The organism is Paenibacillus cremeus, from assembly GCF_007786445.1.
In the GTDB taxonomy this organism is placed as follows: Bacteria; Bacillota; Bacilli; order Paenibacillales; family NBRC-103111; genus Paenibacillus_G; species Paenibacillus_G cremeus.
The window spans coordinates 85,409-97,892 of sequence record NZ_VNJI01000006.1; the positions used below are offsets into that span (position 1 = coordinate 85,409).

Below are 12,484 nucleotides of genomic sequence, written 5' to 3' on the forward strand. Positions count from 1 at the left end.
GACTGGAGAAGGGGAATGATCGCTAATGTGGACTTATAAACTCAAATCCGCTTTGCTGCTTGCCGTCATCTCCGGCATCGTATCGATCAGCGCCTATGCCGCCGATGAGCCGGATAAACCGAATCAATATGCCGCTGAGCCGGTCAATGAAGCTGAATTTTACGGCAGCGCAACCTCGGCGATCTCCAGCGGGGTAGCTGTACCGTCCGGCCTCGCTTATTTGTTCACCAGCGGAACCACGCCGCCGCTCTTGAATAAAGAGGGCAAAACCGTGTACGAGCGCTACGGGGACACGAAGACACAGGCAGAGGGCGTGCTAAAAAATATCGAGAAGCAGCTGGCAGACAAAGGCCTTACGATGAAGGATGTCGTTTATCTTCGCGCGTATTTGACCGCGGATGCCGCGAAGGAGAACAAGTTTGATTACGCGGGGTGGAACGAGGCCTATGCGAAATATTTCAATAATGTCGACAATCCAACGAAAACAGCCCGTTCAACGGTCGGCGTGGCGAGCTTGGTGAACGCCGATTGGCTGATTGAGGTCGAGGCGGTTGCGGTGTATCCGAAGAAGCATACGCAAGATTAACATTTCTACGACGGAAGGGGCTGGCAGTCCATGCTGCAAAATATCGGTATTCCCGGTCTTATCATGATCCTTGTGGTGATTTTAATTTTATTCGGTCCGTCCAAGCTGCCGGAGCTGGGCAGAGCGGTCGGCCGTACGCTGCATGAATTTAAATCATCGGCCAGAGAGCTGGTCTCGGAGAGTCGAGAGGAAGCGGAGCCGCCGAAGGCTGAGAAGGCGCACGGCTAACGGAATACAACGTGAAAAAAAGGACCTTGAGCCGCTGCTCAGGGTCCTTTTTGATGTGTGGACGAGGGGGCGAAAGGTTAAATTTCCTTGCGCAAGCATGGCGATCTTTTGTGTTATATTAATGGAAGGTTTCGATACACAAGTTATACTCGATTATGTAGTTACTATGTTAAATATAATAACACGATGAGGTATTGTTGTGTTGTCTCGGAGTAGGTGATGAACTGGTTCGGCCAGAATGAATATCCTGTTTTTCCAGTGCAAAAATGTCAGGGTTAAAATGCTCAACGCCGCCATGGAAACGAAGTATTAAGCGTTGAAAAGTATTAGATATGTGTTAGATTTGTCGCCCCCAAAAGGATATTGAAAAATGTTGTCGAATTAGAGCAAAAAATATAGAAAAAGGGGTGTCGTTATGCGGAAGAAAGCGGGGTTTAAGCTCAGAACCATGGCCGGCTTTCTTGTTGTGGTTTCCGTCATGACAACCTTATGCATCTGTGCCTTCATCGGCTATCGCAACGAGAAAGAATCGCTGATTCGGATGACGTTTCAGTTAAACCAGATGTATTCCGACAAAATGGCGGAGACGGCGGACGGGTTGTTTGCCACGATGAAAACGAGCCTGCAGGTGACAGGCGAATATTTGGCCAAGGACCTGACCAGACCCGATATGTTCGACCAGCTGGAGCAATTCCGGCTCAATCATTCGACTTTTAATTCGATCATCCTGGTCGATAAGGATAACGTCTTCCTGGAAACTTCCCCTGGCAACTTGGGCCTCAAGGGAACCAAGGTATCTACGGAAGGTGCATTGAATGCACTGAAGGTACGGCGGCCGGTTGTTACGGAGCCTTATATGAGCGCAACCAATTATTTGGTCGTCCTGATTATCCAGCCTTTATTTGATGCGCATGGGAATTACTTGGGCGCTTTCGGCGGGACGATCCGGCTTCATGAGGATAACGCGTTGAAGACGATGCTGGGCAATAAGACCATCAGAGAGAACGGCTCTTATGTGTACGTGGTCAGCTCGGCCGGGAACGTGCTGTATCATCCGATAAGCGACCGCATTGGAGAGCACGCCCCGCAAAATCCGGTGGTCAGCGAGGTTATGCAGGGGAAGAGCGGTACGATGCGTCTCGTCAACACGCGGGGTGTCGATTTTTTGGCAAGCTATTCGATCATCAAGGAAACAGGGTGGGGGGTCGTATCGCAGACGCCGACCTCGGTAGTGCTGGCCGCCTCGCGAGAGCTGGTAAAGCACCTCGTGCTGTACGTCATGCCGATGCTTGTCGCTTTGCTGCTGGTCATTTATTGGTTCATCGGCAAAATGTCGGAGCCGCTGGCGAAGCTGGCGCAGTACGCCACCTCCATGCTGTCCTCAAGCCGAAGCTTGCAAGGTGAAATGCCGGCCATCCAAACCTGGAATTTTGAAGCGAATGCGCTTCATCAGGCGTTTGGGATGGCGGTCCGCCATTTGCGCCACCAGTTCGATCACCTCTCGCAGGAGGCGCAGACGGACCCGCTGACCGGCTTGTACAACCGGCGGACGATGGGACTGTACATCGACAATTGGATGCGGAAGCGGATTCCGTTCGCCCTTCTGATTCTCGATCTGGACAATTTCAAGCGGGTGAATGACACGTTCGGGCATGAAAAGGGGGACGAGGTGCTGACCTTCTTATCCCGCGCGATGCTGGCGCACGTCGGACAGGGAGGCGTATGCTACCGCTTCGGAGGCGAAGAATTCGTCATTCTGCTGCCGGACACCGGACTGGCAACGGCTTGCCGCTATGCCGAAACGATACGCCAGTTCATGGCGGAGACGAACAGCCCGATCGGCCAGCCGGTGACGCTGTCCATAGGCGCCGCGGCATATCCGGATTCGGCGAAGGAGGCCGAGCAGCTGTTCCGGCTGGCGGATGAGGCGTTGTACCGGGCCAAGCGGCAGGGGAAAAATCGGGTGGAGCTGGCCCAGGCTGCCCAAACGATTCAATAGAGGATCACAGGACATGAAAAAAGCAGCTTTTACGCCAATGGGACTGACCTCTGTATGTGAGACAGGGGTCAGTCCCGAACGGGGTTGGCGAAAGCTGCTTTTTTGTATGCGGCAGGGCGGTTATTTCTTCAGCATATGGAATACTTGCTCGACGTCCTTGTCGCCGCGTCCAGACAGATTGATGATGATGATCTGATCCTTATTCATCGTAGGCGCCAGCTTCTTGGCGTGGGCGACGGCGTGCGCGCTTTCGAGCGCTGGGATGATGCCTTCGGTGCGGGACAGCTCTTGGAAGGCGGCGAGCACTTCCTCGTTGCTGACGGTGACGTATTCGGCCCGGCCTGTCACCCTCAGATGGCTGTGCTCCGGCCCGATACCCGGGTAGTCCAGCCCTGCGGCAATCGAGTAGGTCGGCTTCGGATTGCCCTGCTCGTCCAGCAGCACGAGGCACTTGAAGCCGTGAATGATACTAGGCACGCCTTGCGTGAGTGTTGGTGCCTGATCCGGCTCGACGCCGATTAACCGCACGGACGGCTCGTCGATATAATGCGCAAACGCGCCGATCGCATTGCTTCCGCCTCCGGCACAAGCGAGTACCGCGTCAGGCAGCCGGCCCTCTTTCTCCAGAATTTGACGCTTCGACTCCTCGCTGATGACCGATTGAAAGTGCTTGACCATCGTCGGGAATGGATGCGGCCCTACAGCGGAGCCAAGCAGATAGAAGGTGTTCTGGTAGTTTTGGACCAGATCGTTCAGCGCTTCGTCGACCGCGTCCTTCAGGCGGCCCTGCCCCTTGGCGACGGGAACGACAGTAGCGCCGAGCAGCTCCATGCGGAACACGTTGAGCGCTTGGCGGCGGGTATCTTCGGCACCCATGTAGACGACACAGTCCATATTGAACATCGCGCAGGCGGTAGCCGTGGCAACGCCATGCTGTCCGGCGCCGGTTTCGGCGATCACCCGCTTAGCGCCCATCCGCTTGGCGAGCAGAATCTGGCCAATGACGTTGTTGATTTTGTGTGCGCCGGTGTGGTTCAAGTCCTCGCGCTTCAAGTACACCTTCGCTCCGCCCCAGGCATCTGTTAACTGCGCAGCATAGGTCAGCGGATTCTCGCGCCCGACATACTCCCGCAAATAATAGCGGAACTCTTCGTTGAATTCGGGGTCATCCTTGAATTTGTTGAACTGGGCGCTTAAATAATCAAGCACCTCCTGCAATTCCGGCGGAACAAAGCTGCCCCCGAACTCCCCGAAGTAACCTTCTCTTAATTCTACCTGACTCATTATGCAACCGCCTCCATTTTGCTAAAATGTAAACGCTGTCACTCATAGATTACTATAAAAAATGGGGAGGATATTGTCAAAAAAATATTTTTCTCGAGGCTTATTGACATACGAGGCGGAGCTGGCATAAACTGGTTTTAAGTAACTAAATAAAAATAAGTCATTTATAAATGATGAGTAAATGGAGGAATGAAGGTATGTCAGCAGCAAAATGGTTGGTGGACGCTTCGTACAGCAGTATTGATTTTTCGATTCGGCATATGATGATCGCGAAGGTGAAGGGGACGTTCCACACCTTCGAAGCGAATATTGAAGCGGATCCGGCAGATCTGACGACCGCCAGCGTGCAAGTCAGCGTGGATCTCAGCAGCATCGATACCCGTAACGGCGATCGTGACGGCCACCTTCGTTCCGCAGACTTCTTCGATGCAGAGCAGCATCCGAAGATGGTGTTCCAATCAACCGGGTTCGTGAAATCCGGTGAGGGCGAGTATGAAGTGACGGGCAACCTGACCATTCGCGGCGTAACCCGCGAAGAGACGTTCGAGGTCATCTTCGAAGGCGCAGGCAAGGATCCTTGGGGCAACGAAAAGGTCGGCTTCAGCGCAACCGGCGCGATTAAGCGGAGCGATTACGGCCTGACTTACAACGCAGCGCTTGAAACAGGCGGCGTGCTGATCGGGGACGAAGTGAAGGTTTCCATCGAGATTGAAGCATCGAAGCAAGCTTAAGCCTTATGCTGGCAGTAGAGAAAGAGAAGAGATGCCCGAGCGAGCACGCGGGGCGTCTCTTTTTTTATTGTCCGGCGACGGTGGACATGCTCGCGCCTGCACAGCCGAGGCATGTTCCTTAAGCCGAGCTGGTGGAGGAGTCTCTATTTCCGAAGTTTTCGACCAGACTGTCTGCCCGGAACATCCCAAATCTGGAGCATTGGAAATCGCCCAATTTGGGTGCATGAACTTTTTCCAGCGAGGGAACGATAAGAGCGGATCAATCTAGCAAAATTTGTTCCTGGGCAGGACAGTAGGGTAAGATAAGTCTGTTATCCTTACAGCTTAGAGTAGCCCGATGACCCCAAATACGGATGGATTGAGGGATGAAAGGATGCGTACAGAGTGGCGTTATGCCATACTAGCGGCTATCGTGGCATCGATGATGGCGGTCACCGCATGCGGAAGCAAGACAAATAACCAAGCGGGCGGAACGGCCACGCCGACCCCGGCAGCGACACCTGCACCGGCGTCAACGCCAGCAGCCACGCCGACCCCGGCGGCATCGGCACCACCGCCAGCGGCCGGAGGAACAACGACAACCGTGAACGCGGAGTCGATCGTGAAGGCGAACTGTATTTCCTGTCACGGGGATACACTGGACGGCAGAGGAGCAGCCAACAAAAACTTGCAGAAGGTTGGCGCCAAGCTCAGCAAGGATCAAATTGCGAACCAAATCAACAACGGCGGCAACGGGATGCCAGGATTCAAGGGCAAGCTGAAGCCAGAGGAAGTAACGGCCGTTGCGGATTGGCTGGCTGCAAAAAAATAAGCTTATGTATCGAGAGCGTCCCAGTCTGCGTAGGCGGGAGCGCTCTTTTTTTCAATATGTCAGGGCGAGCTTTCGTATCGCGACTCGTCGTCAAATTGTTCCACGTGAAGCACTTTTTCGACGGGATGCAGACGGAAGCGACAATAATGCCGCTCGAAAATGCGTGATTCTTAAGGCTTTTCGACCCCTAAATACACAAATGGAAGGCAGTGAAAGGAAGGGAAAAGGATGAAAGCATTGGTGTTCGATCATTTTGGGGGACCAGAAGTGCTGCAGCTCAGGGAGCTGCCGGACCCGGAGCTGAAGCCGGGAACAGTGCTGGTGCGTGTGAAAGCGATCGGCCTCAACTATGCAGATATTTATCGGAGAAAAGGCAACTACCACTTAGCGGGCCAGCCTCCGTACATTTTAGGCTATGAAGGCGCGGGCGTGGTCGAGCGGGTGGCGGACGATGTGACCGAGCTGAAGCCCGGCGACCGGATCGCCTTCGCTGACGTACCGCATTCAAACGCGGAGCTGGCAATCGTACCGGCGGATCGGGCGATTCCGCTGCCGGACGATACCGCGTTTGAGACGGCTGCCGGCCTTCTGCTGCAAGGGCTGACGGCGCATTACCTGGTGTTCGACAGCTACCCGGTGAAGGCAGGGGACGACATCTTGGTGCACGCGGCGGCGGGCGGTGTGGGGCAGCTGCTGGTCCAGCTGTGCAAGCTGCGCGGAGCGCGGGTGCTCGGGCTCACGTCCTCGGAGGCAAAGCGGGAAGCGGCACGGCGCGCAGGGGCGGACGAGGTGCTGCTGTACGGCATCGATTGGCCGACCGCCGCCGTTGCTTGGTCGCGGGATGGGGCCGGCGTGGATGCCGCGTATGACTCGGTGGGCGCGACGCTGATGGACAGTTTCCAGGCGGTGCGCACGCGCGGAACGGTCGTCTTCTTCGGCATGGCCGGCGCCGATCCGGCACCGGTTGATCCGCGCATGCTGATGGACACGTCCAAGACGCTCACCGGCGGCGACCTGTGGAACCACGTCACGACCCGGGAGGAACGCCGGAGCCGCGCGGCGGCGCTGTTCGACTGGATCCGTGAGGGCGCGGTGAAGCTGGAGGAGCCAAGGCGCTTTGCGCTGCGGGACGGCGCGGACGCCCATCGCTTGCTGGAGAGCCGCGCCAGCACAGGCAAAATCATTTTGATCCCATAGCTTAGCAACAAGCCACTGAGGCGCTGATCCGAGATTGATCTCGGGACCAGCGCCTTTTTATGTGGATCAGGCCATCAGGTGCATGCTAGCGCGGCATAACCGCTTTATTTTGCTGGTATGAGCACGATTTCTCCATCTACGGCAGCGGCCGCTTTATCGAGTGGATGCAGCTGCTTTTGCCAGATTTAAAGCGGCGAGACCGCCTTAGATTTATTTGCCTGCACTGATCTTTGTGTATTTCGCCGCGGGAGTCATTTTACATGGATAAGCTCGATATATATAGGTCATAGAGACAACAATGCGAGCGGGCCCCGAGTGCGTCAGCCGACCTTGGCGGCCAAGGAGCTTGCTCGAGCTGAAAACGGAGGTGCAGTGGTTTGCTTCATATCGTAGCTTGTATCAAGCAGGTGCCGGATACGAAGATCATCAAGATGAATCCGAAAACGAACACGATGGACAGGGCCAGCGCCCCGGCGATTTTGAACCCCTACGACGCGCATGCGGTCGAGGAAGCCGTCCGGCTCAAACAGCGGTACGGCGGCACGGTATCCGTCCTGACGATGGGGCCTCCGCCGGCGGTCAAGGCGATCCGCAAATGCATTGAAATCGGCGCTGACGAGGGGTACATGATCTCGGACCGGGCGTTTGCCGGCGCGGATACGCTGGCGACCAGCTACGCGCTCTACAAGGCGCTGAACAAGATTGCGCTCATCATGCCGATCGACCTGATCATATGCGGGAAAATGACGATCGACGGCGACACCGGTCAAGTCGGTCCGGGGATCGCCAGACGGCTCGATATCCCGCCGCTCACCTCTGTTAAGAAAATCGTCGAGGTGAACAAGGAGGAAGGACACGTCACGGTGCATCGCAAGCTGGAGGATGGCTACGAGGTGATTCGCTCCACAGTACCCTGTCTCATGTCCGTAGAGAAGGAAATCAATGAGGTGCCGTATTCGACGATGCCGAACATGATCCGGGCGGCGCGGTACAATCCCCATATTTGGTCGGTAAACGACCTGGAGGATGTGGACCGCACCCAGCTGGGCCTCAAGGGCTCGCCGACGATCGTTTCCTCCGTCTGGGCGCCGCAGAAGCCGCAAGGCGGAGAGATGGTGGGCGGCGGCACGAAGGAGCAGGTGGAGCGGCTAATCGGCCTTTTGCTCGAGAAACAAGAATTGTTCCAAGCTAGGGGTGACAGTCTATGAGCCCGGGGGAGAAACCGGAGAAGAACGAGAAAAATCTGTTCGAGGATTACCGCGGCGTCTGGGTGTTCATCGAGGTCAACAAGGACGGGAAGGTAGCTCCCGTGTCTTTGGAGCTGCTGGGAGCGGGCAAGCGGCTCGCCGAGAAGCGGAAAACCGAGCTTGCGGGCGTCCTGATCGGCAGCCAGGTGAAGCAGCTGGCCGGCACGGTGTTCGAGTACGGTGCGGATACGCTGTATGTGTACGACGACCCGATCTTCAAACATTACCGCACGGAGACGTTCATGCGGGCGCTCCTCGCCTGCACGGAGAAGTATAAGCCGGAGATCATCCTCTACGGCGCGACGTCGACGGGCAAGGATTTGGCCAGCGCGGTGGCGACGGATCTGCCGACGGGTCTCACGGCGGATACGACGATCCTCGATGTCGAAGAGGACACGGGCCTGCTGCTGGCGAGCCGTCCGGCCTTCGGGGGGAACATCATGGCGACGATCCTCTGCAAGAAGTATCGCCCGCAGATGGCCACGGTCCGCCCGAAGGTGATGAAGGCGCTGATCCCGGAGCCGGGGCGCACCGGCACGGTGATCGCCGAGAGCATTCCTCTCCGCGAGGAGGACGTGCGCACGAAGGTGCTGGAGATCGTCCGGGAGACGATCAAGCGGGCGCGCATCGACGAAGCAGACATTATTGTGGCCGGAGGCAAGGGGCTCGGCAGTCCCGCAGGCTTCCAGCTCATCCATCAGCTAGCCGATACCCTCGGCGCCGCCGTAGGTGCGAGCCGAGATGTGGTGGAGGCGGGCTGGATCGGGCACCACCATCAGGTCGGCCAAACCGGAGTGACGGTGACGCCGAAAATTTATTTTGCCATCGGGATTTCAGGGGCTATTCAGCATTTGGTCGGCATGCAGAACTCGGGGCTGATTATCGCGATCAACAAGGACCCGGCGGCGCCGATTTTCCAAGCTTGTCATTACGGCATCGTCGGCGATGCGTTCGAGATTGTACCGGCACTCATTGAAGCATGGAATAAGGCGCTGAGCAGAAAGGAAGAAGGGCATGTCCGATCGGTTTGATGTCATCGTCGTAGGAGCAGGGCCTGCAGGGATCGCCTGCGCACACGAGCTGGCCAAAGCCGGCGTGAATGTGCTGCTGCTGGAGCGGGGGGAATACCCCGGCTCCAAGAACGTCATGGGCGGCGTGCTGTACCGGAGCATGATGGAGGAGATCGTCCCTGAATTTTACAAGGAGGCCCCTGTGGAGCGCCCCATCGTGGAGCAGCGATTCATGATGCTCGATAAGGAATCCGCGCTGACGTTCGGGTACAAGGGGCTGGAGTGGGCCAAGCCGCCGTACAACAACTTTACGGTGCTGCGCGCCAAGTTCGACCAATGGTTTGCCCAGAAGGCCGTCGAAAAAGGGGCGCTGCTGGTCAACGAAACGGTCGTGCTCGAATGTATCGTGCGGGACGGGAAGGTCGTCGGCGTGCGCACGGATCGCCCGGATGGGGAGCTGTATGCGGACGTCGTCGTGCTGGCAGATGGGGTGAACTCGCTGCTTGCCAAGTCGCTCGGCTTCCACAAGGAATTCCGGCCGGACGAGGTGGCGCTGGCGACAATGGAGATCCTGAAGCTGGACCGCAAGGTCATCGAAGACCGGTTCAACCTGGAGGAGGACCAGGGCTGTACGATTGAGCTGTTCGGCGACGCGACGAAGGGGATCCTCGGCACGGGCTTCCTGTACACCAACAAAGATACGCTCAGCATCGGCGTCGGCACGTTATTATCCGGACTCATCAAGCATAAGATTAAACCCTACGAGCTGCTCGAATATGTAAAAAATCATCCGATGATCCGCCCGTACATCCAGGGCAGCGAGCAGCAGGAATACCTCGCCCACCTCATTCCCGAAGGCGGTTACAATTCGATGCCGAAGGTGGTCGGCGACGGCGTATTGGTGGTCGGCGACGCGGCGCAGATGGTCAATGCGATTCACCGCGAGGGCTCCAACATGGCGATGACCTCCGGGCGGTTGGCTGCCGAGACGATTGTCGAGGCGCGGCAGAACGGCGACTTCTCGGAGCGGGGCTTAAGCGGGTACCGCCAGCGGCTGATGGACAGCTTCGTCGGGCAGGATCTGAAGAAGTACAAGGATTCGACGCACCATTTTGACAAGTTCCCGCAATACTTCGATCAATACATTCCGATGATGAACCGCGCAGCGAGCCAGATGTTCACGGTGGACGGCAGGTCCAAATGGGAGAAGCAGAAGAAAATTTGGAACGACATCGGGACGGTGAAGGAAAAGCTGAAAATCGCTCGAGACGTGTATCGGGCATGGAAGGTGATGAAGTAAATGAGCGAGCAGGCCAAAGGCAAGTCAATCGAGGAAAAGCAGTACCTGCTTCGATTTAATGCGGCGACGGAGTCGCATCTGCATGTGCTCAGCGCGGATACGTGCATGACGAAGTGTCCCGATAAGCTGTGCACGATCTTTTGCCCGGCCGAGGTCTACAAATGGGAGGAGATCCGGATGCACGTCGGCTACGAGGGCTGTCATGAATGCGGCAGCTGCCGCATCGGCTGTCCTCATGAGAACATTAAGTGGGAGTACCCGAAAGGTGGTCACGGAATCGTCTTTAGATTGGGGTGATCCGTATGGTGAAGGTCGGGGATTGTGTCGTGTTCCTGCTCGATGGGGTCAGGGGAACCGTCATGGAGGTCAAGGAGAACCTGTGCTGCGTCATTTGGGAGGATCATTTTACGAGCTGGGAGCGGGCGGAGCTGTTGGTGCCGGAACGGCTGCTGAACAACCATTTTAAATAGACGACATTACGCGCGAAGCTGCCGATTCAGGCGGCTTTGTTGCGTTAGTCGGAAAAAGGAGAATCGGCTCGAAAATATACCATTTTTCTAGCAAAAAAAAGATTGACAGATTTGTGAAACGGCAGTAGTATTCTCATTAACATAATACCTACTAAACTGGTGGGGTATAAAGGGGATGAATTACGTGAAGAATAACCTGTTAACTGCAATTTCGACGAACTGGGTCAGTTTGCTCGTCTCCATCGTCATCATTGGTTTCTTGTATTTCCTAGCTAGAAAGCGGGTTGGCTTCGGCTCCCGGGTGCTTCTCGCACTGGGACTTGGTCTTGTGGCGGGGATCATTTTCAACAAAACGAAAATCGATGCCACCAGCGTCAGCACGATCGGAACGATCTACGTCAATCTGGTCAAAATGCTCGTTATTCCGCTCGTAGTCGTGCTTGTCATCAACAGTATTACATCGATTTCAAGTTTAGGCCATTTGCGGAAAATCGGTGTTAAGACGCTTGTTTGGTTCCTGGTTACCACAGGGATTGCCGCAATTATCGGTCTCATCGTAGCGCTTGCCTTTGATCCAGGATCAGGCATTGCGCAGGAAATTCCGAAGAGCTTCAAGCCGCGGGACATTCCGACGTTCTCCCAAGTTATTTTGGACTTAATGCCTACGAACCCGGTCAGCGATATGGCGAATGCCAAAGTCGTTCCGGTCTTGATTTTCTCGATCTTTGTAGGGATTGCGATGGTTCACGTGGGCTCCAAGAAGCCTGAAGTGATCGGACCGGTGAAGGCGTTCATCGAGTCGTTCGCACAGGTAATGCATCAAGTGGCTAAGTACATCATCCGCTTGACTCCGTACGGGGTGTTTGCGTTGATCGGCACGATGGCGGCGAAGTACGGCTTGGAAACGTTGATGCCATTGATGAAAGTCGTTGCAGCTACATACGTGGCGTTGATTCTTCACTTTATTATTACCTTCGGCGGCTTGGTGAGCTTTGTGGCCAAGGTCAACCCGATCAAGTTTTTCCGTAAAGCGTATCCGACGATCGCAGTTGCCTTCACTACTCGAAGCAGCTACGTTACACTGCCGGTGAACCTGGAAGTCATCACGAAGCGCCTGCGCGTTTCCCCAAGAATCGCTAGCTTTATCGCACCGCTGGGCTCGACGATGAACATGAACGGCTGCGGCGGCGTATGGCCTGCTGTAGTTGCGATCTTCGTCGCTCGCGTGTACAACATTCCGATGGGTATTTCCGAATACATCTTGATTGTCCTCGTCAGCATGATCTCCTCCATTGGGGTGGCTGGCGTACCGGGTCCGGCTTCGATCTCTACAACGGTTGTACTGACAGCGCTTGGCTTGCCGATTGAAGGCTTGGGTCTGGTACTTGCGATCGACGCAGTTGTAGATATGGGACGTACAGCGGTTAACGCAACAGGTACTACCGTCGTTTCGCTGGTAGTAGCCAACTCCGAAGGCGAGTTCGACCGCGAGTCGTTCAACCGCGATGAAGAAGACCAAATGGAATTGAACATGGCGTAAGCAAGCCTGCATAGAGTAAAAAAAGAACAGTCGAGCAAGGAGCGATCCTTGTCCGGCTGTTCTTTGTTTTGTGGGGGCTGC

General features: G+C 55.8%; 13 protein-coding genes. 12 read left to right on the top strand and 1 reads right to left on the bottom strand.

Annotated features, from left to right (window positions below; all coding sequences use genetic code 11):
• Positions 1–25: 25 nt before the first annotated feature.
• The 3 genes from FPZ49_RS06540 to FPZ49_RS06550 all read left to right on the top strand — a co-directional run bounded on the left by FPZ49_RS06540 (position 26) and on the right by FPZ49_RS06550 (position 2,813).
• Positions 26–586: a RidA family protein gene (locus tag FPZ49_RS06540; RefSeq protein ID WP_144844746.1), complete on the top strand. Its 561-nt coding sequence runs from the start codon at positions 26–28 to the stop codon at positions 584–586.
• 30 nt (positions 587–616) lie between these two features.
• Positions 617–814: a twin-arginine translocase TatA/TatE family subunit gene (locus tag FPZ49_RS06545; RefSeq protein ID WP_144844748.1), complete on the top strand. Its 198-nt coding sequence runs from the start codon at positions 617–619 to the stop codon at positions 812–814.
• 415 nt (positions 815–1,229) lie between these two features.
• Positions 1,230–2,813, top strand: coding sequence for a sensor domain-containing diguanylate cyclase (locus FPZ49_RS06550; protein WP_144844750.1), 1,584 nt, complete (start codon positions 1,230–1,232; stop codon positions 2,811–2,813).
• Positions 2,814–2,933: 120 nt separating this feature from the next.
• Here the strand turns inward: FPZ49_RS06550 and trpB are convergent, their stop codons facing one another.
• Positions 2,934–4,097, bottom strand: a complete 1,164-nt coding sequence (gene trpB / locus FPZ49_RS06555; protein ID WP_144844752.1) for a tryptophan synthase subunit beta — start codon at positions 4,095–4,097, stop codon at positions 2,934–2,936.
• A 197-nt stretch (positions 4,098–4,294) separates the two neighbouring features.
• Between trpB and FPZ49_RS06560 the strand changes: the two genes are divergently transcribed.
• The 9 genes from FPZ49_RS06560 to FPZ49_RS06595 all read left to right on the top strand — a co-directional run bounded on the left by FPZ49_RS06560 (position 4,295) and on the right by FPZ49_RS06595 (position 12,403).
• The gene (locus FPZ49_RS06560; protein ID WP_144844754.1) at positions 4,295–4,828 is read left to right on the top strand and encodes a YceI family protein; all 534 of its coding nucleotides are present in this window, start codon (positions 4,295–4,297) and stop codon (positions 4,826–4,828) included.
• 373 nt (positions 4,829–5,201) lie between these two features.
• Positions 5,202–5,639, top strand: coding sequence for a c-type cytochrome (locus FPZ49_RS35385; protein WP_315899163.1), 438 nt, complete (start codon positions 5,202–5,204; stop codon positions 5,637–5,639).
• Positions 5,640–5,867: 228 nt separating this feature from the next.
• The gene (locus FPZ49_RS06570) at positions 5,868–6,836 is read left to right on the top strand and encodes a quinone oxidoreductase family protein (RefSeq protein WP_144844756.1); all 969 of its coding nucleotides are present in this window, start codon (positions 5,868–5,870) and stop codon (positions 6,834–6,836) included.
• 377 nt (positions 6,837–7,213) lie between these two features.
• Positions 7,214–8,044, top strand: a complete 831-nt coding sequence (locus FPZ49_RS06575) for an electron transfer flavoprotein subunit beta/FixA family protein (protein WP_144844759.1) — start codon at positions 7,214–7,216, stop codon at positions 8,042–8,044.
• The gene (locus tag FPZ49_RS06580) at positions 8,041–9,114 is read left to right on the top strand and encodes an electron transfer flavoprotein subunit alpha/FixB family protein (protein WP_144844761.1); all 1,074 of its coding nucleotides are present in this window, start codon (positions 8,041–8,043) and stop codon (positions 9,112–9,114) included. Before FPZ49_RS06575 ends, FPZ49_RS06580 begins: the two co-directional genes overlap by 4 nt.
• Positions 9,098–10,393 (top strand): FAD-dependent oxidoreductase, encoded by a 1,296-nt coding sequence (locus FPZ49_RS06585; RefSeq protein ID WP_144844763.1) that lies wholly within the window; start codon positions 9,098–9,100, stop codon positions 10,391–10,393. The genes FPZ49_RS06580 and FPZ49_RS06585 overlap by 17 nt, the downstream gene beginning before the upstream one ends.
• Positions 10,394–10,690 carry a ferredoxin family protein gene (locus FPZ49_RS06590; protein WP_144844765.1) on the top strand — a complete coding sequence of 99 codons (297 nt, stop codon included), beginning with the start codon at positions 10,394–10,396 and terminating at the stop codon, positions 10,688–10,690.
• Positions 10,691–10,695: 5 nt separating this feature from the next.
• Positions 10,696–10,863, top strand: coding sequence for a hypothetical protein (locus FPZ49_RS35390; RefSeq protein ID WP_186445651.1), 168 nt, complete (start codon positions 10,696–10,698; stop codon positions 10,861–10,863).
• A 184-nt stretch (positions 10,864–11,047) separates the two neighbouring features.
• Complete coding sequence (locus FPZ49_RS06595) at positions 11,048–12,403, top strand: dicarboxylate/amino acid:cation symporter (protein ID WP_144844953.1); 1,356 nt, start codon at positions 11,048–11,050, stop codon at positions 12,401–12,403.
• Positions 12,404–12,484: the final 81 nt, after the last annotated feature.

Excerpts from the sequence above, each read along its gene's own strand:
- FPZ49_RS06540 (WP_144844746.1), top strand. The coding sequence starts at position 26 with ATGTGGACTTATAAACTCAAATCCGCTTTGCTGCTTGCCGTCATCTCC.
- FPZ49_RS06545 (WP_144844748.1), top strand. The coding sequence starts at position 617 with ATGCTGCAAAATATCGGTATTCCCGGTCTTATCATGATCCTTGTGGTG.
- FPZ49_RS06550 (WP_144844750.1), top strand. The coding sequence starts at position 1,230 with ATGCGGAAGAAAGCGGGGTTTAAGCTCAGAACCATGGCCGGCTTTCTT.
- trpB (WP_144844752.1), bottom strand. The coding sequence starts at position 4,097 with ATGAGTCAGGTAGAATTAAGAGAAGGTTACTTCGGGGAGTTCGGGGGC.
- FPZ49_RS06560 (WP_144844754.1), top strand. The coding sequence starts at position 4,295 with ATGTCAGCAGCAAAATGGTTGGTGGACGCTTCGTACAGCAGTATTGAT.
- FPZ49_RS35385 (WP_315899163.1), top strand. The coding sequence starts at position 5,202 with ATGCGTACAGAGTGGCGTTATGCCATACTAGCGGCTATCGTGGCATCG.
- FPZ49_RS06570 (WP_144844756.1), top strand. The coding sequence starts at position 5,868 with ATGAAAGCATTGGTGTTCGATCATTTTGGGGGACCAGAAGTGCTGCAG.
- FPZ49_RS06580 (WP_144844761.1), top strand. The coding sequence starts at position 8,041 with ATGAGCCCGGGGGAGAAACCGGAGAAGAACGAGAAAAATCTGTTCGAG.
- FPZ49_RS06585 (WP_144844763.1), top strand. The coding sequence starts at position 9,098 with ATGTCCGATCGGTTTGATGTCATCGTCGTAGGAGCAGGGCCTGCAGGG.
- FPZ49_RS06590 (WP_144844765.1), top strand. The coding sequence starts at position 10,394 with ATGAGCGAGCAGGCCAAAGGCAAGTCAATCGAGGAAAAGCAGTACCTG.
- FPZ49_RS35390 (WP_186445651.1), top strand. The coding sequence starts at position 10,696 with ATGGTGAAGGTCGGGGATTGTGTCGTGTTCCTGCTCGATGGGGTCAGG.